The 22,461-nt window shown below is 66.2% G+C and carries 16 protein-coding genes and 4 tRNA genes; 16 read left to right on the forward strand and 4 right to left on the reverse strand.

The window, feature by feature from the left end; all coding sequences use genetic code 11:
* Nucleotides 1–138: 138 nt before the first annotated feature.
* Complete coding sequence (pip, locus tag AC3A4T_RS06810; RefSeq protein ID WP_487674694.1) at nucleotides 139–1,104, reverse strand: prolyl aminopeptidase; 966 nt, start codon at nucleotides 1,102–1,104, stop codon at nucleotides 139–141.
* 259 nt (nucleotides 1,105–1,363) lie between these two features.
* On the opposite strand from pip, the gene AC3A4T_RS06815 reads away from it, so the two are divergent.
* The 13 genes from AC3A4T_RS06815 to rlmH all read left to right on the forward strand — a co-directional run bounded on the left by AC3A4T_RS06815 (nucleotide 1,364) and on the right by rlmH (nucleotide 13,122).
* Nucleotides 1,364–1,449 (forward strand) — tRNA-Leu (locus AC3A4T_RS06815).
* A gap of 412 nt (nucleotides 1,450–1,861) precedes the next feature.
* Complete coding sequence (gene tig, locus AC3A4T_RS06820; RefSeq protein WP_487674695.1) at nucleotides 1,862–3,163, forward strand: trigger factor; 1,302 nt, start codon at nucleotides 1,862–1,864, stop codon at nucleotides 3,161–3,163.
* Nucleotides 3,164–3,366: 203 nt separating this feature from the next.
* Nucleotides 3,367–3,993: an ATP-dependent Clp endopeptidase proteolytic subunit ClpP gene (gene clpP / locus AC3A4T_RS06825; RefSeq protein WP_036110091.1), complete on the forward strand. Its 627-nt coding sequence runs from the start codon at nucleotides 3,367–3,369 to the stop codon at nucleotides 3,991–3,993.
* A 202-nt stretch (nucleotides 3,994–4,195) separates the two neighbouring features.
* Nucleotides 4,196–5,485: an ATP-dependent Clp protease ATP-binding subunit ClpX gene (clpX, locus tag AC3A4T_RS06830; RefSeq protein WP_056108932.1), complete on the forward strand. Its 1,290-nt coding sequence runs from the start codon at nucleotides 4,196–4,198 to the stop codon at nucleotides 5,483–5,485.
* 96 nt (nucleotides 5,486–5,581) lie between these two features.
* Nucleotides 5,582–5,986 (forward strand): DUF6053 domain-containing protein, encoded by a 405-nt coding sequence (locus AC3A4T_RS06835; RefSeq protein WP_487674696.1) that lies wholly within the window; start codon nucleotides 5,582–5,584, stop codon nucleotides 5,984–5,986.
* A 230-nt stretch (nucleotides 5,987–6,216) separates the two neighbouring features.
* Nucleotides 6,217–8,649, forward strand: a complete 2,433-nt coding sequence (gene lon, locus AC3A4T_RS06840; protein WP_487674697.1) for an endopeptidase La — start codon at nucleotides 6,217–6,219, stop codon at nucleotides 8,647–8,649.
* Between the two features lie 239 nt (nucleotides 8,650–8,888).
* Entirely contained in the window at nucleotides 8,889–9,161 is a 273-nt protein-coding gene (locus AC3A4T_RS06845) for an HU family DNA-binding protein (protein ID WP_036110003.1), read from the forward strand.
* Nucleotides 9,162–9,222: 61 nt separating this feature from the next.
* Nucleotides 9,223–9,297: transfer RNA gene (locus tag AC3A4T_RS06850), tRNA-Val, on the forward strand.
* Between the two features lie 105 nt (nucleotides 9,298–9,402).
* Nucleotides 9,403–9,479, forward strand: a tRNA-Asp gene (locus AC3A4T_RS06855).
* Between the two features lie 115 nt (nucleotides 9,480–9,594).
* Nucleotides 9,595–9,671 (forward strand) — tRNA-Asp (locus AC3A4T_RS06860).
* A 374-nt stretch (nucleotides 9,672–10,045) separates the two neighbouring features.
* Nucleotides 10,046–12,037: a SurA N-terminal domain-containing protein gene (locus tag AC3A4T_RS06865; protein ID WP_487674698.1), complete on the forward strand. Its 1,992-nt coding sequence runs from the start codon at nucleotides 10,046–10,048 to the stop codon at nucleotides 12,035–12,037.
* Between the two features lie 139 nt (nucleotides 12,038–12,176).
* Complete coding sequence (locus AC3A4T_RS06870; RefSeq protein ID WP_487674699.1) at nucleotides 12,177–12,491, forward strand: hypothetical protein; 315 nt, start codon at nucleotides 12,177–12,179, stop codon at nucleotides 12,489–12,491.
* A 160-nt stretch (nucleotides 12,492–12,651) separates the two neighbouring features.
* Nucleotides 12,652–13,122 carry a 23S rRNA (pseudouridine(1915)-N(3))-methyltransferase RlmH gene (gene rlmH, locus AC3A4T_RS06875; protein WP_056109240.1) on the forward strand — a complete coding sequence of 157 codons (471 nt, stop codon included), beginning with the start codon at nucleotides 12,652–12,654 and terminating at the stop codon, nucleotides 13,120–13,122.
* Nucleotides 13,123–13,473: 351 nt separating this feature from the next.
* Here the strand turns inward: rlmH and AC3A4T_RS06880 are convergent, their stop codons facing one another.
* From AC3A4T_RS06880 to AC3A4T_RS06890, 3 genes are all read right to left on the reverse strand, one after another.
* On the reverse strand, nucleotides 13,474–14,139 hold the full coding sequence (locus AC3A4T_RS06880) for an energy transducer TonB (RefSeq protein WP_487674700.1): 666 nt from the start codon (nucleotides 14,137–14,139) through the stop codon (nucleotides 13,474–13,476).
* Nucleotides 14,140–14,594: 455 nt separating this feature from the next.
* The gene (locus AC3A4T_RS06885; RefSeq protein WP_487674701.1) at nucleotides 14,595–14,789 is read right to left on the reverse strand and encodes a hypothetical protein; all 195 of its coding nucleotides are present in this window, start codon (nucleotides 14,787–14,789) and stop codon (nucleotides 14,595–14,597) included.
* Nucleotides 14,786–15,532: an SIMPL domain-containing protein gene (locus tag AC3A4T_RS06890; protein WP_487674862.1), complete on the reverse strand. Its 747-nt coding sequence runs from the start codon at nucleotides 15,530–15,532 to the stop codon at nucleotides 14,786–14,788. The genes AC3A4T_RS06885 and AC3A4T_RS06890 overlap by 4 nt, the downstream gene beginning before the upstream one ends.
* 184 nt (nucleotides 15,533–15,716) lie before the next feature.
* On the opposite strand from AC3A4T_RS06890, the gene AC3A4T_RS06895 reads away from it, so the two are divergent.
* The 3 genes from AC3A4T_RS06895 to AC3A4T_RS06905 all read left to right on the forward strand — a co-directional run bounded on the left by AC3A4T_RS06895 (nucleotide 15,717) and on the right by AC3A4T_RS06905 (nucleotide 22,182).
* The gene (locus AC3A4T_RS06895) at nucleotides 15,717–16,286 is read left to right on the forward strand and encodes a Maf family protein (protein WP_487674702.1); all 570 of its coding nucleotides are present in this window, start codon (nucleotides 15,717–15,719) and stop codon (nucleotides 16,284–16,286) included.
* A 125-nt stretch (nucleotides 16,287–16,411) separates the two neighbouring features.
* The gene (gene rng, locus AC3A4T_RS06900) at nucleotides 16,412–17,905 is read left to right on the forward strand and encodes a ribonuclease G (RefSeq protein WP_056108912.1); all 1,494 of its coding nucleotides are present in this window, start codon (nucleotides 16,412–16,414) and stop codon (nucleotides 17,903–17,905) included.
* A gap of 149 nt (nucleotides 17,906–18,054) precedes the next feature.
* On the forward strand, nucleotides 18,055–22,182 hold the full coding sequence (locus AC3A4T_RS06905; protein WP_487674703.1) for a YhdP family protein: 4,128 nt from the start codon (nucleotides 18,055–18,057) through the stop codon (nucleotides 22,180–22,182).
* Nucleotides 22,183–22,461: the final 279 nt, after the last annotated feature.

The following is a 22,461-nucleotide window of genomic DNA, read 5'->3' on the forward strand; positions in this document are numbered from 1 at the left end:
CCGGCTGCGCGGGGCGAAACGCGTTGCTTCGATCGAGCCTCGGCGTCGCGATCCGGTTCGATCGATCGCGACACCTGCGAGCATCGCGCAGGTGCCGAGATCAGGCTTCATCGCGTGCCTGGCCCGATCACGCCGCGCCTATCGCGCTGATAAAGCGAAGCGATCAGCGAGCGCATCGGTCGCCGTCACCAACGCATCCACGATCGCAGGATCCGCCGCGCTGTGTCCGGCCAGGACAATCTTGAGCTCCGCTTCCGGCCACGCCGCGGCCAGATCGATCGCGCTTTTCGCCGGACAAATGATGTCGTAGCGACCCTGCACGATCGTCGCCGGAATCTGGCGGATGCGATCGACATCGCGCAGCAGTTGATCGGGCTGCAGGAACACCTGGTTGCGGAAGTAGTGCGCCTCGGCGCGCGCCACGCTGATCGCCACCCGCGGTTCTTCGAAATTGCCCGCTTCGTTGGGATCGTGGATCAAGGTGGTGCTGCCGCCTTCCCAATACCCCCACGCCTGCGCCGCGGCCAGGCGCACGTCCGGATCGTCGCTGTCGAGCCGGCGCCAATAGGCCTCGGTCAGATTGTCGTGTTCGGCTTCGGGGATGTGGGCGAGGTAACGCGCCCAGCGCTCGGGGAAAATCCAGCGCGCGCCGCCGTCGAGTTCCTGGAACCAGCGTAGTTCGTCCGGCCGGCCCAGGAAAATGCCGCGCAGCACCAGCCCGAGCGTGCGGTCGGGATGCGTCTGGCTGTAGGCGAGGGCGAGGGTGGAGCCCCACGATCCGCCGAATACCACCCAGCGTTCGATGCCGAAGTGCTCGCGAATCGTCTCGATGTCCGCGACCAGATGTTGGGTGGTGTTGTCGCGCAATTCCGCGTGCGGCGTCGACTTGCCCGCGCCGCGTTGATCGAACAGGACGATCCGGTAGCGCTTGGGATCGAAAAAGCGCCGGTGATACGGCGACACGCCCGCGCCCGGCCCGCCGTGCAGGAACACGACCGGCAGACCGTCGGGATTGCCGCACTCTTCGATATGCAGTTCGTGCAGGTCGTCCACGGCGAGGCGGTGAGTGCGGTAGGGCTCGATCTCGGGAAACAGTTCGCGCACGGGAGGGCTTCCGTTGGGTTTCGCCGAGCATAGCCGCGCGGTCGCGCGGGTGTCTTTGCGGGCTTGGTGGCGATGGTCGGCGAGCGTGTGGCGGTGTCGGGCGCGCGCGACCGGAGGTGCGCGGCGTTTGCGATCGCGCCGAAGGCCTGGGGCGGGTGCGCATCGCCCGCGGCCATCGCGGCCATCGCGGCCGCGGGGCGATTTTTCGCCGCGCGCCGGCTAGAATGCGCCGGCCGCTTCGTTTCGATGCCGGCGCTGCGCGAAAGTGGCGGAATTGGTAGACGCACTGGATTTAGGTTCCAGCGGGTAACCCCCGTGCGGGTTCGAGTCCCGCCTTTCGCACCACGTCGGCTGGCCTGGCGACCATCCGCCGTGAATACCCCAATGGCGGGCGATTCCGGCCGGGGCTTTACCCCGTTTTGGCGCCAGCGCCACCGTAGCGGCAAGCTCTGCGGCCGGTCGCCGCTGCGGCATGCCAGCGGGACAGGATTCGCCCCGTCGGGCCTGGCACGGCCGCGCCGCCCCCGCCTTCAGGCCGCTCAAGCGCCGCGGCCCCCGTCTGGATCGCCAAAACGCGACCAATCGCCCGCAAAACCCCGCCCAAGGCCGATTCGGCGGCCCTTGACGCTGGCAGCGGCGGCCTTTATCGGCCAAACTAGTAAGTTCCGCTGCCCGGGACTGCTGCCGCCCAGGCCAGCGGCCGGACAGGATCATCAACATCGTCGCCGCGGCAGGTGCCGCGGTCGCAGGAGTGGATATGCAAGTTTCGCTCGAATCGCTGGGCTCGCTGGAACGCCGTCTGACCTTCAGCCTCCCCGCCGAAAATCTGGAAACCCAGGTCGGTGGCCGCCTGCGCGAAATCGCGCGCGACGCCAAGATCAAGGGCTTCCGTCCCGGCAAAGTGCCGACCAAGGTGATCGAGCAGCGCTTCGGCGCCCAGGTCCGCGCCGAAATCCTCGACGGCATGCTGCGCGAGAGCTTCAGCAACGCCGTGCGCGAGGAAAAGCTGCAGATCGCCGGTAACCCGCGCATCGAGCCGGCCGCCGAAGGCGGCGAAACGCTGTCGTACATCGCCACCTTCGAAGTCGTGCCGGATTTCGGCGACATCGACGTGAGCAAGCTGCAGGTCCTTCGCCACACCGCCGAAGTGACCGACACCGACATCGACGCGATGATCGAGAACCTGCGCCTGCAGCGCCGCACCCTGACCACGGTCGAGCGCCCGGCCCAGGCCGGCGACGTGGTCGAGCTGGAAACCTGGAGCCAGGTCGGCGACGAACGCCTGCCGGCCGAGGGCGCAGAGTACGGCAGCACCCAGATCGGCTCGGAATCGATGTTCAAGCCGCTCGAAGACGCCATGATCGGGGTCAAGGCCGGCGAAGAAACCGTCGCCGAGGTCGAATTCCCGGCCGACTGGCGCGCGCCGCAGCTGGCCGGCCAGAAGGCCAGCGTGCACCTCAAGCTCAACCACGTGTCCGAGCCGGTCCTGCCGGAGGTCGACGCGGCCTTCATCAAGAGCTTCGGCGTGAAGAGCGGCGATGCCGAGCAGTTCCGCAACGACATCCGCACCAACCTGGAGCGCGAGCTCAAGGGCGCGCTGATGACCCGCCTGCGCCGCGAAGTCGGCGAGCAGCTCATCGCCGCCTACGAGTCGGTCGAAATGCCGCCCAAGCTGGTCGAGAACGAAGCCCGCGACATGGTCTGGCAGACCGTCGAGCAGGCCCGTCGCCAGGGCCGCCAGATCGAAGCCCCGGCCGATGCGCACCTGAACTACATGGACGCGGCCCGCAAGCGCGTGCTGGTCGGCCTGCTGGTCGGCGAGATCGCGCGCCGCAACGAGCTGCGCCTGGAGCCCAAGCGCGTCAACGAGACCCTGCGCCTGATCGCCTCGACCTACGAGGAGCCGCAGCAGGTGATCGACCTGTACCGCAACGACCAGCAGCTGATGGCCGGCCTGCAGAACCGGGTGATGGAGGAGCAGGTGATCGACTGGATCGCCGAGCGCGCCCAGCACACCGAGCAGCCGCTGTCGTTCAGCGAGGCGATCCGCCCGAACTGAGCGGATTCGCGCACCGCCGGCGCGATCGCTCGCGCCGGCGCCCGCGAATCCGTTGCGGACGCTGTCCACAACGGGCGCGGGGAACCGCCAAGACGCTTTTAGCAATCGCGCCTCTTGCGCTGCGGTCCGGCCGGCCCCAAGTTGGCCGGACCGCGCTGCGTTTATCAGCGCACTTCTACGTCAGCCAATAGGTGCCGTTGAACATGGACAACCGAACCAAAGCCTTGAACCTGGTGCCGATGGTGGTCGAACAGACCAGCCGCGGCGAGCGCGCCTACGACATCTACTCGCGCCTGCTCAAGGAACGCATCATCTTCCTGGTCGGCGGGGTCGACGACCACGTCGCCAACGTGATCGTGGCGCAGATGCTGTTCCTGGAAGCTGAAAATCCCGAAAAGGACATCAGCCTCTACATCAACTCGCCCGGTGGCGTGGTCACCGCCGGCATGGCGATCTACGACACCATGCAGTACATCAAGCCCGACGTGAGCACGATCTGCATCGGCCAGGCCGCCAGCATGGGCGCCTTGCTGCTGGCCTCGGGCGCCAAGGGCAAGCGTCTGGCGTTACCGAACTCGCGGGTGATGATCCATCAGCCGCTCGGCGGCTTCCAGGGCCAGGCGACCGATATCGACATCCACGCCCGCGAGATCCTGACCCTGCGTCAGCGCCTCAACGAGATTCTGGCCAAGCACACCGGCCAGGACCTGGAGACGATCGCCCGCGACACCGAGCGCGACAACTTCAAGAGCGCCCAAGCCGCACTCGAATACGGCCTGATCGATCAGGTCGTGGATCGCCGCCCCGAAGAGTCGGTGCAGCCGTCCTGAGTCAGGCCACGACCCGATAATGACGCAAATCCTTGATCGCGCTGGGAATCCAGGGCGAGGCCCACGCTACGGGGTGGCCGGGGACGCTGTGTTATTCTCGGGTCGGCATAACTGAATCAGCGTTGGCGGCGCTTGCCGCCAAGGCTTTTTGGGCATATTAAGAATCAGGCTTCACACTGAGCAGCAACGGACCCCACCAAGCATGACCGACGATCGACAAGGACGCAGCACGGGCGAAAGCAACAAGATCCTGTATTGCTCGTTCTGCGGTAAAAGCCAGCACGAAGTCCGCAAGCTGATTGCGGGTCCGAGCGTCTTCATCTGCGATGAATGCGTCGAGCTTTGCAACGACATCATCCGTGAGGAGCTCGAGGAAAAGGCGCAGTCGGCACGCAGTCATCTGCCCAAGCCGCGCGAGATCCTCGAGGTGCTGGACCAATACGTGATCGGCCAGCTGCGCGCCAAGCGCACCTTGGCCGTGGCCGTGTACAACCACTACAAGCGCATCGAGAGCCGGCAGAGGAACGACGACGTCGAATTGTCGAAGTCGAACATCCTGCTGGTGGGCCCGACCGGTTCGGGCAAGACGCTGCTGGCCGAAACGCTGGCGCGGCTGCTCAATGTGCCGTTCACGATCGCCGACGCCACCACCCTGACCGAAGCCGGTTATGTGGGCGAAGACGTCGAGAACATCATCCAGAAGCTCTTGCAGAAGTGCGATTACGATGTCGAGAAGGCCCAGCAGGGCATCGTCTACATCGACGAAATCGACAAGATCTCGCGCAAGAGCGACAACCCCTCGATCACCCGCGACGTGTCCGGCGAAGGCGTGCAGCAGGCGCTGCTCAAGCTGATCGAAGGCACCGTCGCCAGCGTGCCGCCGCAGGGCGGGCGCAAGCATCCGCAGCAGGAATTCCTGCAGGTCGACACGCGCAATATTTTGTTCGTAGTCGGCGGTGCGTTCGCGGGTCTGGACAAGATCATCCAGCAGCGCAGCACCGAAGCCGGCGGCATCGGTTTCGGCGCCAAGGTCAAGAGCAGCGAGCGCAAGGTCGAGATCGGCAAGATCCTGGCCGAAGTCGAGCCCGAGGACCTGATCAAGTTCGGCCTGATCCCCGAGTTCGTCGGCCGCCTGCCGGTGGTCGCCACGCTCGAGGAGCTCGACGAAGCGGCGCTGATCTCGATCCTGACCGAGCCCAAGAACGCGATCACCAAGCAGTTCCGCAAGTTGTTCGAGATGGAGAGCGTCGAGCTCGAATTCCGTCCCGACGCGCTCGCGGCGATCGCGCGCAAGGCGCTCAAGCGCAAGACCGGCGCGCGCGGCCTGCGCACCATCGTCGAATCGGTGCTGCTGGACACGATGTACGAACTGCCGTCGCTGGAAAACGTCAGCAAGGTGGTCGTCGACGAGTCGGTGATCGAGCACAAGTCCGAGCCGTACCTGATCTATCAGACGCCGCCGGCGCAGCCGAAAGTCGCCGCGGCCGAGTAAGCCGCGGCATCGCGAGGCTATCGAAAAGACCAGGCGCTCGCGTCTGGTCTTTTTCGTTATGAATGCGACAAAGGCTTCGCAGCCGCGAAGTTTATTGTGGGAGGGCCTTCAGGCCCGACGCTCTTGTTTCAGATCGGGGTAAGCCGAGCGAAAAGCATCGGGGCTGAAGCCCCTCCCACAAAAAATTCCATAGCCGCGAGGTCTTTTGTGGGAGGGCCTTCAGGCCCGACGCTCTTGTTTCAGATCGGAGTGATCCGAGCGGAAAGCATCGGGGCCGATGCCCCTCCCAAAGATTCCGAAGCCGCGAGGTCTATTGGATTGCGCGGCGCGCTGTCGTCGCAACTGCCTCGGTCAAGCAGGCCTCAGCTGCGCAATCCCGAGTCGCGACTGGTTGCTACCCGGCGGCGGCCTGCAAGCCCCGGCAGGTGGTTAGCCGCGGCGCCCGGCCAACCTGTCCGATCCGCGCCCGGATCGGCGTGTGTTCAGTCAATAACGGCGTAAGGTGCGAATCAGGCCCGCGCGTCGCCGGCTGCCCGCCGCACCGCCAAGGCCGACTGTCGACAAGGCTGGAACTTTGCATGCCGAAAACGCTTCAATCCACTGATTAACAACGGTTTTCAAGGACAACGGACCGCCGCTGCACACGCCGCGCTTGCATCGCTCAGGCGACAACCCCATAAATCGGTCATGGCGGCCGTAGTGGCCGCAGATCGTATTCATCTGGAGTCCGCATGTCAGACCATACCGAACACGAAATCCTGCAATTGCCGGTGCTGCCGCTGCGCGACGTGGTCGTGTTCCCGCACATGGTGATCCCGCTGTTCGTCGGACGCGACAAGTCCATTCGCGCGCTCGATCAAGCGATGGAATCCGACAAGCGCATCCTGCTGGTCGCGCAGAAGTCCGCCGAAACCGACGACCCGGCCGCCGAGGATCTGTACGAGATCGGCACGCTCGCGCAGGTGCTGCAATTGCTCAAGCTGCCCGACGGCACGATCAAGGTGCTGGTCGAAGGCGTCTCGCGCGTCGCGGTCAGCGAGGTGATCGAACGCGACGGCGCATTGTCCGGCCAGGCCGTCATCGTCGAGCCGAACCTCGATCGCGAAGAACGCGAGATCGAGGCGATCGCGCGTTCGCTGATGGGCTTGTTCGAGCAATACGTCAAGACCAATCGCAAGCTGCCGCCGGAGCTGATGCAGACGCTCGCCGGCATCGACGAACCCGGCCGCCTGGCCGACACCGTCGCCGCCCATCTGGGCGTGCGCATCGGTGACAAGCAGAAGCTGCTGGAGACCCACGCCATTGGCGCGCGCCTGGAGCAGCTGGTCGGCCTGGTTGACGGCGAGATCGACGTGCAGCAGCTGGAAAAGCGCATCCGCGGCCGCGTGAAGTCGCAGATGGAGAAGAGCCAGCGCGAGTACTACCTCAACGAGCAGATGAAGGCGATCCAGAAGGAGCTGGGCGAGATCGACGATGCGCCCAACGACATCGACGAACTCACCCGCAAGATCGCCGAAGCCGGCATGCCCAAGCCGGTCGAGACCAAGGCCAAGGCCGAACTCAACAAGCTCAAGCAGATGTCGCCGATGTCGGCCGAAGCCGCGGTCGTGCGCAACTATCTGGATTGGCTGCTCGGCGTGCCGTGGAAGAAGCGCAGCAAGATCCGCAAGGACCTCAAGGCCGCGCAGGACGTGCTGGACGCGGATCACTTCGGTCTGGAGAAGGTCAAGGAGCGCATCCTTGAATACCTCGCCGTGCAGACGCGGGTGAAAAACATGAAGGGCGCTATCCTGTGTCTGGTCGGCCCGCCAGGCGTGGGCAAGACTTCGCTGGGTCAGTCGATCGCCAAGGCCACCAATCGCAAGTTCGTGCGCATGTCGCTCGGCGGCGTGCGCGACGAGGCCGAAATCCGCGGCCATCGCCGTACGTATGTCGGTTCGATGCCGGGCCGCATCGTCCAGAACCTCAACAAGATCGGCACCAAGAACCCGCTGTTCGTGCTCGACGAAATCGACAAGATGTCGATGGACTTCCGCGGCGATCCGTCCTCGGCGCTGCTGGAAGTGCTCGATCCCGAGCAGAACCATTCGTTCAACGACCACTACCTCGAAGTCGATCTGGACCTGAGCGAAGTGATGTTCGTGGCGACCTCCAACTCGCTCAATATTCCCGGCCCGCTGCTCGACCGCATGGAAGTGATCCGCATCCCGGGTTACACCGAGGAAGAGAAGCTCAGCATCGCCATGCGCTATCTGCTGCCCAAGCAGATCAAGGCCAACGGGCTGAAGGTCGAGGAAATCAAGATCGCCGAGTCGGCGGTGCGCGACATCGTGCGCTACTACACGCGCGAGTCGGGCGTGCGCAATCTCGAACGCGAGATCTCCAAGATCTGCCGCAAGGTGGTGAAGGAAATCGCGCTGGCCGGTCCGAAGCCGAAGAAGGGCAAGGACGGCGTGCATACGATCAGCTCGAAGAATCTCGAGAAGTATCTGGGCGTGCGTCGCTTCGATTTCGGCCGCGCCGAGGAGCAGAACGAAATCGGCCTGGTCACCGGCCTGGCCTGGACCGAAGTCGGCGGCGACCTGTTGCAGGTCGAAGCCACGCTGGTGCCGGGCAAGGGTCAGTTGATCCTCACCGGACAGCTCGGCGACGTGATGAAGGAATCGGCATCGGCGGCGTTGTCGGTGGTGCGTTCGCGCGCCGAACATCTCGGCATCGACGTCGAGTTCCTGCAGAAGCACGACGTGCATGTGCACGTGCCCGAAGGCGCGACGCCGAAGGACGGCCCGAGCGCGGGCATCGGCATGGCGACGGCGCTGGTGTCGATGCTGACCAAGAATCCGGTCAAGGCCGACGTGGCGATGACCGGCGAAATCACCTTGCGCGGTCGCGTGCTGCCGATCGGCGGACTGAAGGAAAAATTGCTGGCCGCGCTGCGTGGCGGCATCCGCACCGTGATCATTCCCGAAGAGAACCGCAAGGATCTGGTCGACTTGCCGAAGAGTGTGACGCAGGGCTTGAACATCGTGCCCGCGCGCTGGATCGACGAGGTGCTCGGTCTCGCGCTCGAGCGTCCCATCACGCCGACGCCGCCCGCCGGCGAAGGCGAACTTCCGGTTCGCGAAAACAACAAGAGCAATCCGCAGCCCGACGTCAAGCACTGACTCGGGCCGCTGGTCGGAATCCATCGTCAAGGGGTAGTAAAAATCGCTGAAAGCCGCGCCACAGCTAGCTTTCAAGCTTGCGCCCCTAAAATGCCGCTGGTATAACGACCGCAACCGCGCTGCAGCATCCCCACAACAAATCTGCAGAACGGCACACTTGATCGGAACGTTCGCCTCCTGCGGCGTTCGTTCCGATTCTCAGAACACGCGGTCACACCGCACAGGGAGTCAAGAAACTAATGAACAAGGCCGAACTCGTAGGCGCCGTTGCCGAAACCGCCGAGCTGTCGAAGACCGACGCTACCGCCGCCGTCGACGCACTGATCGACGTCGTCACCAAGGCGCTCAAGAAGGGCGACACTGTCACGCTCGTAGGCTTCGGCACCTTCCAGGTGCGCCAGCGCGCCGCGCGCCAGGGCCGCAACCCGAAGACCGGCGAGACCATCAAGATCGCGGCTTCGCAGAATCCTTCCTTCAAGGCTGGCAAGGCGCTGAAGGATGCTGTAAACTAAGCAGCTCGCCGACGATGCCAACGCATCGAAGGCAGAATCGAAGCAACGAACCCAGATGCTCGGGTGCTTAGCTCAGCGGTAGAGCGTCTCCTTTACACGGAGAGGGTCGGGGGTTCGAAACCCTCAGCACCCACCAGACTCTGGTCTTTCTGCCGCGGAATCCGCCTGAACACGGATGCCCAGCAAGACGCGAGTCGGGTTCGTACTTCGAAAAGTTTGTGGTCGAAAGTTTCAAAGCAGCGGAGTGGTAGTTCAGTCGGTTAGAATGCTGGCCTGTCACGCCGGAGGTCGCGGGTTCGAGTCCCGTCCACTCCGCCAGTTTTGCCAGAGGCGCCGGGAACGGCGCCTTTGTTTTTATATAAGTGAGAGCCCTGTTTTTTCGGTCGCGACCCGGCCGGCGGATTTGGGGTCTGCTGCAAAAGTTTCAAAGCGCGGAGTGGTAGTTCAGTCGGTTAGAATGCTGGCCTGTCACGCCGGAGGTCGCGGGTTCGAGTCCCGTCCACTCCGCCAGTTTCTCCAAAGGCATCGGCAACGATGCCTTTGTTTTTTCCAGGTTTTGCGCGGCACCGGCAACGGCGCCTGCGTTTTAAAAAGGCGCCCCGCAACGGGCGCCTTTTTTCTCGCCTGCAGATTCCCGCGCCATTCCCGCGCGGCGCCTTATCCGGGCCTGGGCCAGATCCTGCGAGTGGGGCGGGACAGCGGCGTGGCCATCCCGCCGGCCTGTCCCCCGGCAAACCGCTCCGGGCATATCGCCCTGGCCCCGGCGGCCTGACAGCGGGCGCCCCAGGCCGCCTCTCGCGAATGCGACCGACGTCGCCCCCCGCCCGCCCACGGCCCGGAACCGCGCTAAACTGTCCGGCTTACGACTGAACGCGACCCGGACAATGCTGCAGACACTTCGCGACAAGACCTCTGGCTGGATCGCCACGGTGATCCTGGGACTGCTGATCATTCCCTTCGCCTTCGTCGGCATCGAGCAATACCTCGTGCAGCGCGTCGACAGCGCGGTCGCGCGCATCGATATCGCGCCGTCGTGGTGGCGTTCGGCGCCGTCGTGGTGGCCGGCCTCGATGCTGTGGAAGCACGAGTCGATCGATCGCTCGCAGTTCGACGAGCGTTTCCAGCAGGAACGCGAACGTCGCCGCGCCCAGCAGGGCGAGCAGTTCGACGCGCGCGAATTCGAAACCCTGGAAAGCAAGCGCGAAGTGCTGGAAATCCTGATCGACGAGCGCGTGCGCAAGCTCGCCGCCGACGTCGACGGCCTGGCGGTCAGCGACGCGCTGGTGGTCAAGACCATCCAGAGCATCCCCGACTTCCAGGACAGCAACGGCAAGTTCAATCAGGAACGCTATGTGCTCGGCCTGCAGATGCGCCAGCCGGCGCAGACGCCGGCGCAATTCGAACAGTTCGTGCGCGAGCGGCTGATGGAAGGCCTGCTGACCAGCAGCGTCGGCCAGAGCAACTTCCTCACCCAGACCGAGATCGATCGACTGGTCAAGCTGATGGGCGAGAAGCGCGACGTCAGCCTGGTGATGCTGCCGGCGCCGGCCGCGGATACCTCCGAGGTCGCCGCCGCCGATATCCAGAAGTGGTACGACAGCCACGCCAAGGATTTCCGCGCGCCCGAGAGCGTCAACATCGAATACGTCGAAGTCGTCGGCGCGAACCTGCCGCCGCCGGCGCCGCCGACCGAACAGGCGTTGCAGGACCGCTACAAGGCGGAGAAGGCGCGCTTCCTCGCCGAGGAACAGCGCCAGATCTCGCACATCCAGATCAACGTGCCCGACGGCGCCGATGCCGCCGCGCAGAAGGCCGCCGAAACCAAGGCGAACCAGATCGCCGCGCAGGCCAGGGCGCCTGGCGCCGATTTCGCCGCGCTGGCGCGCGCCAACAGCGACGACCTGGGTTCCAAGGCCGCCGGCGGCGACCTGGGCTGGGTCGGCAAGGGCGCGATTCCCGGCGCGTTCGACGCCGCCGCGTTCAAGCTCAAGGTCGGTGAAGTCAGCGCGCCGGTGAAAGACGAAAGCGGTTGGCACGTGATCGTGGTGCGCGAGATCAAGAGCGGCGAGCAGCAGCCGTTCGAACAGGTGCGCGAGGCGCTGGTGCGCGAGGAAACCGAGTCGCTGCGCGAGAACGCGTTCAAGGATGTCTCGGGCAAGCTGGTCGATCTGGTCTACAAGAACCCGACCACGCTCGAAGGCCCGGCCAAGCAGATGAATCTGCCGCTGCTCAAGCTCGGCCCGATCACCCGCGACGCCGCCAGCAACACCGGCATCGCCAAGAATCCGGCGGTGATCCGCGCGGCGTTCTCCGAGGCGCGCATCCAGGACAACACGGTCAGCGATCCGATCGATATCGGCCAGGACCACAGCGTGCTGATCCGGGTCGTGTCGCACACGCCCGAGCGCGCGCTGCCGCTGGCCCAGGTCCGCGACAAGGTGATCGCCGCGGTGCGCGCCGATCGCACCGCCAAGGCCGCCGAGAAGGAAGCCGACGCGCTGATCGCGCGCATCAACGGCGGCGAGACCATCGCCGCGGTCGCCGCGTCCAAGCAACTGCCGGCGCCGGAAACGCTGCCCGACGTCGCCCGCGGCATGCCGTTGCCGACGCCCGAAGTCAGCGAGGCGATCTTCCTGGTCAAGGCGCCCGCGGCGGGCAAGGTCGCGGCTGGCAAGGCCGCGCTGCCCGATGGCCGCATGGTGCTGTTCGCGATCAACAAGGTGGTGCCGGGCAAGTCGTCGGATATCCCGGCGACGCAGATGGACATGCTGCGCACCCAGATCACCCAGATGGGCGGTGTCGACGAAAGCCGCGAGCTGACCTCGGCGCTGCGCAAGCGCATGCAGATCAAGGTGATGGACGACAACCTGCGCTGAGCGTTCTGAACAAGTCGAAGTGTGCTTGCACCCGACGGCGATTCAAAATCCGAGGCGTTGCGTCGTGGCAAGACGATTGGCGCATCGTCCCGGTTTTGAATACCCAGCGATGCCGATGACTCGTTGAGGGAGCAGGCGCGTGGGCGATATCGATCCGTTGACCTTCAGCGTCTTCTTCTTCGAGGGCTTGTGCGTGGTCGGCGCATTGCTGTTGATCTACAACCGATTTCGACCCTTGCCCGGATGGACCAAGGCGCTCAATGCGGTCTGGTGGTCGATCATCGTCGCTGGCCTGATTACGGCTGGGGTGCTGGCGTACGCGACCATCGTGTTCACCGAGGGCTGGGAGGCGGTGATGGTCTACGCCGCGATGCTGGCGTTCTTGCCGTTGTTTTTTGCATCGGTCATCGCGCTGTTCTTCAAACCCAGGCGCGCAATACCGCCGAGGTCATAGGCCGCGCGCGGCGGTGGAACCGATCGGATCGAATCGAATATGGGGCCCGACGTTGTCGGGCCTTTTTCGTGGGGCATTGCGGCGTCGGTCGAACAGACCTCGCCGGTGTCCGCCGTGGGCCTTGCGAGCGTGAACTCGAGCGCTTGGCTACCATGCGCGCATGAAAAGCAGATTGATCGCCGTCGGCGAACGCGCGCCGCGCTGGGTCGCTGAAGGGTTCGGCGAGTATCAGAAGCGTTTGTCGCATTGGCTGCCGCTGGAATTGGTCGAGATCGAGCCGGGCCTGCGCGGCAAGGGCCGCGACGCGGTGCGCGCGACCCAGGACGAAGGCGCGCGCGTGCTCGCCGCGTTGCCGAAGAACGCCTGCGTGGTCGCGCTGGAAGGCCGCGGACGCTTGTGGACCTCGGAACAACTCGCGCAGCGCCTGGAGCATTGGCGCGGGCAGGGTCGCGATCTCGCGTTCCTGATCGGCGGACCGGAAGGACACGCGCCCGAGGTGCTGGCGCGCGCCGATGAGCAATGGTCGCTGGGTCCGTTGACCCTGCCGCATATGTTGGTGCGGCTGGTGGCGGCGGAGCAGTTGTACCGGGCGGCGGCGTTGCTGGTGAATCATCCGTATCACCGGGCCTGACGGCCGGGATCGGGGAATCGGGAATCGGGTTTGCCGAGTCTGTTTTTTGCCCGTCATCCCCGCGAAGGCGGGGATCCAGGGCTTCATCCAGGCATGGCTCTGAAGTCTCTGGATCCCCGCCTTCGCGGGGATGACGAGCAAGGGCGAGGATATTTCGTTAGCCGTTAGCCGTTAGCCGTTAGCCGTCAGTCGCCAGCTGGCAGTCATCAGCCATCACCGCCTTCGACCGCATCCGAGAACGCCTCGTCGTCATTGCGCTACCGCAATCACCGACGTCCGATTCCCCATTCCCGAACCAAAAAAAGCCCGGGCCAAGGCCCGGGCTTTTTTGGTTCAACTCGCGAGAAAAACCTACTGCTCCAGCTTGAACTCGATCGGCACGCGGCCGCGGGCCTGGACCGGCTGGCCGTTGCTCATCGCCGCCTGGAACTTCCAGCGCGACTTGACCACCCGGATCGCGGCCTGGTCGAGCAGGCGATGGCCGCTGCTGCGCACCACGCTGACGTCGATCGGCTTGCCGTCGATGCCGACCAGGATTTCCAGTTCGACCACGCCGGTGAGGTTTTCGCGCACGGCCTGCGGCGGATACGACGGCGGCGGGCTGCTGAGCGCCTGCAGCGATGCACCGGTGAGCACCTGCGGGCCGACGTCGATCGACGGCGGAGTGAACGCGGCAACGGTGTCGGCGCCGAGCACGTCGCCGATCTGCGGGGTGTCGTTGATCACGATCGGCGGCGGTTCGACCGTCTGGGTTTGCTGCACGGGGCGGGGCACGGGATCGCGTTTGATCTCGCGCTTTTCGATGATCGTCGGCGGCGGCGGTGGTTCGATCTTTTTCTCGGGTTTGACGATCACGATCTCGGTGATCGTTTCCAGCGGCTGTTGAATCAGCTTGGGCGCACTCAGCGGAACCAGCATCAACATCAGCATGGCCGCGTTGAAGGTGATGGCGCCGGCGTTGGCGGCGATGCGGGTGCCGTCCAACTGGGTGGAGTGGGTAGGGATCGCGCGAACCATGTGCTGCCTCCTTGGATTGTCTACACATCACAGACAACGACTGGATACCGCTAACGGGGTCGAATCAGAAAGCGGCCTCGTGTCACAAAGTTGCGCCGGCGCGGGGCGGCAATGCAAGCGGTTCTCGTTTGCGACTTTGGTCGCTGGCGGCATATGGGCAAGCGCCACGGCCGCTGGCATCGCCGCGGCGGCGATGCGGGATTTCGCCAGGGTTTTTCGCGGGTCGGCGGATTGGGCGACGGTCGCCGATGTGCAATTCGCATGTGGTGTATCGCTGAACGGATGGCAACGGAAACCCGGGCGGCAGGCGCTTGGCCACTTGCGCGAACCCGATGGCCGCCATTGTTGCCGCAGTAACTTTCATCGTCCGGATCGCGCAATCGCCCGTGCCGCAAAAACGAAGACCCGCTTGCGCGGGTCTCGTCCGTACTCGTCGATGATCCAGCCCGGCGCGATTACTCGTCGGTTGGGTCCTGATCGGCACCGGGCTTGCGCTCCAGGCCGCCCTCGTCGGGATTGGGCGGCTTGCGCGGGTGCGGCTGGCGGGCGTCGTCGGGATCGCGCGGCTGCGGTTCCGGGTAGCCGGGGTTGCGCCCCGGCTTGGGGTCGGACGCCGGCGGCGTGGTCTTGGCGGGGCCGGCCATGCTCACTTGCCCAGCTCGAACACCACGTCGAGGCTCATCGACAAGGTGTTTTCGCCCGGCGACACCGAGGTGTCGGCGGCGGCGCCGGCCTTCTCCATGCGCATGGCCATCATCGGCATCGGCATCGGCGGGGCGAAGCGGCCGCCTTCGCTGACGCTGACGATGCGGCGCACCTTCATGCCGAGGGTCTTGGCGTACATCTCGGCGCGGGCCTGGGCCTTTTCGATCGCGCCGCGGCGCGCTTCGTCGAAGGCGACGTCCTTTTCCTTGTCGTCGATGTCGAAGGTCGGGCCGTTGATCTGGTTGGCGCCGGTGGCGACCAGCGAGTCGAGGATCTTGCCGAGCTTGGACAGATCGCGCACGACCAGGTTGACGTTGTTGTTGGCCTGGTAGCCGGTGATCGCCGGCGGCTGGTTCTCGACGTAGCGGTACTGCGGGTTGAGGTTGATGCCGCTGGTCTGGATGTCGCGCTCGGCGATGCCGGCGGCCTTGATCGCGGCGACGACCTTGGCCATCTGCTCGGCGTTGGCGCGCATCGCGGCGTTGGCGTCGGCCGCCTGGGTCACCACGCCGGTCGAGATCGTGGCGATGTTCGGGGTGCGCTTGGCTTCGGAGGTCGCCGACACCGACAGCAGGGTGCTGTCGTTGGCGATGTAGCCGGACGGGGTCTGGGCGGAAGCGGTCATGGCGGTTGCGGCTCCGAAGGCGAGGGCGGCGGCGAGCGCCAGCGGGCGCAGCGAGTTGCGGATGGATGCGTTGTCGATGAAGCGGGAACGGGCAACGGTGTAGGTGGACGACGACCGGGTCATGTGCAACTCCTTGGTGGACGAGGCTAGGGTCTTGCTGAACAGGTTAACGAACCGTGATTCGGTGCGGGGTTTGCTCCAAATGGCGTGGGCTGGCGCTCAGTCAGCCCGGGTTATGCTTTTGCGCATGCTCTATCTCGCCTCCCAGTCGCCCCGGCGACGCGAATTGCTCGGCCGCCTCGGCCTGGAATTCGGCCTGCTCGAACTCGATGTCCCCGAACACCGTCAACCCGGCGAGCCGGCGTTCGACTATGTGCGCCGTGTCGCCCGTGAGAAGGCCGGCGCCGGCCTGCTCAAGGTGATGGGCAATCCCGACGCGGTGGTGCTCGGCTCGGACACCGAGGTCGTGCTCGACGACGAAGTGTTCGGCAAGCCGCGCGATCCGGCCGATGCTGCGGCCATGCTGCGGCGCCTGTCCGGGCGCACCCATCAGGTGATTTCCGCGGTGTCGCTGGTCTCGCCTTCGCGCGAAGCGCAGGCGGTGTCGATCTCGGAGGTGACGTTCGCCGAACTCGACGAGGCCACGATCGCGCGCTATGTCGCCAGCGGCGAACCCGACGGCAAGGCCGGCGCGTATGCGATCCAGGGCGGCGCGGAGGTGTTCGTGACCCGACTGGCCGGTAGTTATTCCGGGGTGATGGGCCTGCCTTTGCACGAAACCGCGCGCCTGCTGCGCGAGTTCGGTTACGGCGCCTGACGGCACGGGCGCGGCGCGGGCGCCGTGCATGACAATACTTCGACCGCGTGGAACTTAACGTACCGCGCGCCCTTCCCATCCAGTACGCCCATCCATCACGTCTGACTTAGGACCCGTGCCGCCTCATGACTGAAGAGATCCTGGTCAACGTCACTCCGCGCGAAACCCGCGTCGCCGTCGTCGAGAACGGCATGCTGCAGGAACTGCACATCGAGCGCGGCTGGCGCCGGGGCGTGGTCGGCAACATCTACAAGGGCAAGGTGCAGCGGGTGATGCCGGGCATGCAGGCGGCGTTCGTCGAGATCGGCCTGGAGCGCGCGGCGTTCCTGCACGCGGCCGACATCGTCAAGTTCAATCAGCTCAGCGAAGGCGACGGCGAGGGCGATGCCGCGCCGTTGCCGCCTACGCCGACCCGGCCGATCGCCGAATTGCTGCGCGAAGGCCAGGACATCATCGTGCAGGTGGTCAAGGACCCGATCGGCAGCAAGGGCGCGCGCCTGACCACCCAGCTGAGCATTCCTTCGCGCTATCTGGTGCTGTTGCCGCGCACCCGCGTGGTCGGGGTGTCGGCGCGAATCGAGGACGAGGCCGAACGCGCGCGCTTGAAGTCGCTGGTCACCACCCTGGCGCCGAGCGGCGATCACCACGGTTACATCGTGCGCACCAACGCCGAAGGCCAGCCCGAGGAAGCGCTGGCCGAGGACATCGGTTACCTGAGCCGCGCCTGGGCCTTGATCGCCGAGAAGTCCGGTAGTTGCAAAGTCGGCGAACGCGTCTACGAGGACCTGAGCCTGCCCCTGCGCGCGGTGCGCGACCTGATCCGCCGCGACGTGGAGAAGGTCAAGGTCGACTCGCGCGAGACCTGCGAGCGCCTGCGCAGCTTCGCCGCGCAATACATGCCGGGCCTGGCCGAGAAGATCGAGCACTACACCGGCGCGCGGCCGATCTTCGACCTGTACGGGGTCGAGGACGAGATCCAGCGCGCGCTCGACAAGGAGGTGCCGCTGAAGTCCGGCGGCTATCTGGTCATCGACCAGACCGAGGCGATGACCACCATCGACGTGAACACCGGTTCCTTCCTCGGTCAACGCAATCTGGAGGAAACCGTTTACCGCACCAACCTGGAGGCGGCGCAATCGGTCGCCCGGCAACTGCGGCTGCGCAACCTGGGCGGAATCATAATCATCGACTTTATCGACATGACCGACCAGGAGCACCGCCGGCAGGTGCTGCGCCAGTTGGAAAAGGCGCTGACCCGCGATCACGCCAAGACCACGGTGTACGAGTTCTCGCCGCTGGGCCTGGTCGAGATGACCCGCAAGCGCACCACCGAAAGCCTGGAGCGCCAGCTCAGCGAGGCCTGCCACGAATGCGGCGGCCGCGGCACTTTGAAGACGCCGGAAACGGTGACCTACGAAATCTTCCGCGACATCGTCCGCCAGGTGCGCCAGTTCGACGCCGCGCGCCTGTTGGTGATCGCCTCGCCGAAAGTGGTGGCGCGCATCACCGACGAAGAATCCGCGGCGGTGGCCGAGTTGGAGGAATTCCTCGGCAAGTCGATCCGTTTTCAGCCGGACGATCAGTATGCGCAGGAGCAGTTTGATGTTGTGCTGCTTTGAGGCCGGGATTGGGGATTGGGGATTCGGGATTCGCAACAGCGAAGCCCGGCCGTTGATTTCCCGAATCCCCAATCCCCAATCCCCAATCCCGTCAGCCACACGCGGAGCGTGGGGCTGACATGCCCACCCCGCTGCGCCGCCGCCTACGCATGGCCCGTCGTGGCGCCTTCTATGGCGCCGCGATCGTGCTCGTGCTGGTGGCGTTGCTGCTCGCCGCGGCCAGCCAGGTGCTGCCGCTGGCCGAAAGCCATCCCGAGCAGGTCGCGCAGTGGTTGAGCAAGCGCGCCGGGCGGCCGGTCGCGTTCGACAAGGTCGAGACCCAGTGGACCCGGCGCGGTCCGCTGCTGCGCCTGGACGGGTTGCGGGTCGGCGAGGGCGCGCAGGCGTTCACCATCGGCGACGCCGAGATGCTGGTGTCGATCTACGCCGGTCTGCTGCCGGGGCAATCGTTTTCCGAATTACGCCTCAAGGGCCTGGACCTGACCCTGGAGCGCGCCGACGACGGACGCTGGAAGGTGCGCGGTCTGCCCGGGCAGACCCAGACCGACAACAGCGATCCACTGTCGGCGCTGGAAGGCCTCGGCGAATTGCAGGTGATCGACGGCAAGCTGGCGGTGATCGCGCCGTCGCTCGGCGTCGATGCGCGCATTCCGAAGATCGACCTGCGCTTGCGCGTGGACGGTTCGCGTTTGCGCGCGGGCGTGCGCGCCTGGCCGACGGTCGGCGTCGCCGGAGCGCCGTCGACGCCGCTCGACGCGGTGCTGGATTTCGATCGCCGTCGCGGCGACGGCCGCGCCTATGCCGGCGCGACCCGCGCCGATCTGGCCGGCTGGGCGCCGCTGCTCAAGATCGTCGGCATCCGGGTCGAATCCGGGCAGGGCCGCGCCGAGGCCTGGGTCGATCTGCGCGGGCATCGGGTCGCCGCGGTCACGGTGTCGGCGGCGTTGGATCGGGTCGGACTGCGCGGTGAGCGTCCGCTGCCGGTGCCGGTGCCGGTGCCGGTTCCGGTTCCGGTCAGCACCGCGACAGCGCCCGCGAATGCTGCCGCGACGACGAGCGCGGCTTCGAACACCACGACTTCCAGCACCGCCGCTTCAAGCCCTGCTTCGAACGCCGCCACTGCGACAGCCGCCACATCCGCACCGACGGCCGCGACACCGATCGCTTCCACTCCGCCTGGCGCCATCGGCCCCGACCGGGTCGAATTCGAACACGTCGAAACCCTCGCGCACTGGCGCCTGACCGACAGCGGCTGGCGCTTCGACGCGCCCACCTTGCGCATCGGCAGCGGCACGAACGTGCAGACGCTCGATGGCCTGGCCGTGGCCGGCGGCGAACGTTATGCATTGCGCGCCGACCGCATCGACGCCGGCCCGCTGATCGCGGTCGCCGCGCTCAGCGATGCCTTGCCCGAACGGTTGCGGCATTGGTTCGAAACCGCCAAGCCGCGGGTGTCGCTGAGCGCGATCGCGCTCAACGGACGCCGCGGCGGGCCGATGTTCGCCAGCGCGCGGATCGAAGCGCTGGGTTTCGATGCGGTCGGCACCTCGCCGGGCCTGCAGGGCCTGGCCGGTACGATCGAAGCCGACGCCGACGGCTTCGCGATTCAACTCGACGAAAATTCGCCGATGCGGTTCGACTGGCCGACCGGTTTCGGCGTGGTCCACACGGTCAAATTGCAGGGCCGGGTCGGCGGCTGGCGCGAAGGCAACGGCTGGCGCGTGGGCACCACCTCGCTGCGCCTGCGCGGCATCGACACCGACTTCGGCCTGGTCGCGCGCGGCGGGCTGTGGTTCCAGAACGACGGCACCCGGCCGTGGATCGATATCGCCACCGATCTCGACGACACCCCGATCCCGGTCGCGAAGGGCTTCTGGATCCGCAACCGGATGTCGCCGAACCTGATCCATTGGCTCGACACCGCGCTGGTCGGCGGAAAGCTGCGCAATGCGCATGCGGTGGTGTCGGGCGATCTCGACGATTGGCCGTTCAATCGCAATAACGGTCTGTTCGAAGCCAGCGCGCAGCTCGACGGCGCGGTGGTCAAATTCCAGCCCGAGTGGCCCGCGGTCGAAGGCTTGAACGCCGACGTGCGTTTCGTCGCCGACGGTTTCAGCGTCGAAGGCGTGGGCAAGATCGCCGGGGTCGGCATCCGCCGCGTCGGCGCCGGTATCGATCACTACAAGGACGGCACCCTCAGCGTCGCCGCCGATACCACCGCCGATGCCGCGCAGTTGCAGGCCTTGCTCAAGCAAAGCCCGCTGTACAAGGATCAGGCCGACACCCTCGACAACCTGCGCGCGAGCGGCGCGGCAAAAGTCGCCTTCGACATGAAGCTGCCGCTGATCCATGGCAGCACCACCCAGATCACCGGCACGGTCGATCTGGACAACGCCAAGCTCGCCGACCCGCGCTGGAAGATCGCGTTCGAACAAGTGCGCGGCCGCGCCGAGTACGGGCGCGGCGGCTTCCGCGCCGACGATCTGGCGGTGATGCACGACGGCGCGCCGGGCAAGTTGTCGCTGCGCGCGGGCGAGAATTTCGTGCGCGATCGCGGCAACGCGTTCGAGGCCGGGCTGGAGGCGATGTCCGGCGCCGACGAGTTGATCGCGCGCGGGCCGGACGAGTTGGCCTGGTTGAAGTCGTATCTTGACGGGCGTTCGTTGTGGACGGTCGGGATTTCGATACCGAAGTCGGCGCATGCGGCGACTGGCGTTGTCGGCAAAGCCGGGGCGACAAAGCCTGGCGTATCGGCGCCTACGCCGGCCTTGTTGCAACTGCGCTCCAACTTGGTCGGCACGACACTGACCTTGCCGCCGCCGTTGAACAAGGCCGCCGGCGCGGCGCTCGCGACCAGCATCGAAACGCCGTTGCCGCTGGGCACCGGCGACGTGCGCGTGGCATTGGGCAACACGCTGGCGCTGCGCGCGCGCACCACCAACGGCAAGACCGGCGTGCGGGTGGTGCTCGGCGCCAATCGGGTCGACGAGTTGCCGCCGGCCAGCGGCCTGATCGCAACCGGCCGCGCCGACACGCTCGAAGCGATCGACTGGATCGCGATCGCGCGCGGCGGCGGCAGCGGTTCGGGCGAAGGCGTGGCTTTGCAGCGCATCGACGTGACCGCGCAGAAACTGCAATTGCTCGGCGGCGTGTTTCCCAACACCCGGGTGATCGTCGCGCCGGCGCCGCAGGGCGCGACCGCGGTGCGCGCCGAGGGCGCGGCGCTGGAAGGCGCGTTGCTGATTCCCAGCGACGGCGCCATCGCCGGCCGTTTCGCGCGCGTGCATTGGCGCGCGCCGGCCGGCCCGGTCGCGCCGAATCCGACCACGATCACGCCCGGCAGCAACGGTGTCCACGCGTCCACCGCCGCCGCGGCCAACACCGCGCAGGCGGTGCCCAAGCCGGCGCTCGACGACACCATCGACCCGGCCAGGATTCCGGCGCTGACTATCGACATCGCCGACCTGCACATCGGCGACGCCGCGCTCGGCAACGCCAGCCTGCGCACCCGGCCGACCCCGGCCGGCATGCGCATCGACCAATTCACCACCCGCGCCGACAAGCAGTCGATCGACGTCAGCGGTGACTGGACCGGTCGCGGTACCGGCGCGCGCACCCATCTGAGCGCCTCGCTCGATAGCGGCGATGTCGGCGCCTTGCTCGGCGGTTTCGGCATCGGCGGCCAGGTCGGTGGCGGCAAGGGCAAGCTCAAGCTCGACGCCGGCTGGCCCGGCAGCCCGGCCGGTTTCGCGCTGGGCACCTTGGAAGGCAGCCTGATCGTGGACCTGCGCGACGGCCGGCTGATCGAGGTCGATCCCGGCGCGGGCCGCGTGCTCGGTCTGCTCAGCGTGGCGCAGTTGCCGCGCCGGCTGACCCTGGATTTCCGCGACCTGTTCGCCAAGGGCTTCGCCTTCGACCGCGTCGCTGGCACGGTGCGCTTCGGCAACGGCAGCGCGCGCAGCGACAACCTGGTGATCGACGGCCCGGCCGCGGCGATCGCGATCCGCGGCGCCGCCGATCTGCGCGCGCAGAGCTACGACCAGACCATCGAAGTGCGGCCCAAGGCCGCCAACGTGCTGACCGCGGTCGGCGCGCTTGCCGCCGGTCCCGTCGGCGCGGCGATCGGCGCGGCCGCCAACGCGGTGCTGCAAAAGCCGCTGGGCAGCCTGGCGTCGAAGACCTACCGGGTCACCGGGCCGTGGAAAGAGCCCAAGGTCGAAGTGCTGAGCCGGCAGGAGACGCGCGCGGCGAAGCCGCCGGGGCCGCCGGCGGGTTAGGGCGGATAGCGCGTGGCGACATCTTGATGGACCGTGCCGCGCTGTGCTGGCTCCGAGCTAGTTGAAGCCAAAGCTGCCTCCCACAGAGACTTCGCCGGTATCGAAGTCTTTTGTGGGAGGGCTTTCAAGCCCGACGCTCTTGTTTCAGCCGCGACGAAATCCGATGGGCACGCCAGCGCCAGCCGCAAAGCCGCAACCACCCACGCGCCACGCCAAATCCCCCAACCCCACCTGATTGCGCAAGCCGCAGCCATTGATCGGCTGCCCGGGTGCCACTAT

The organism is Lysobacter sp. Soil_N_51, assembly GCF_057655755.1.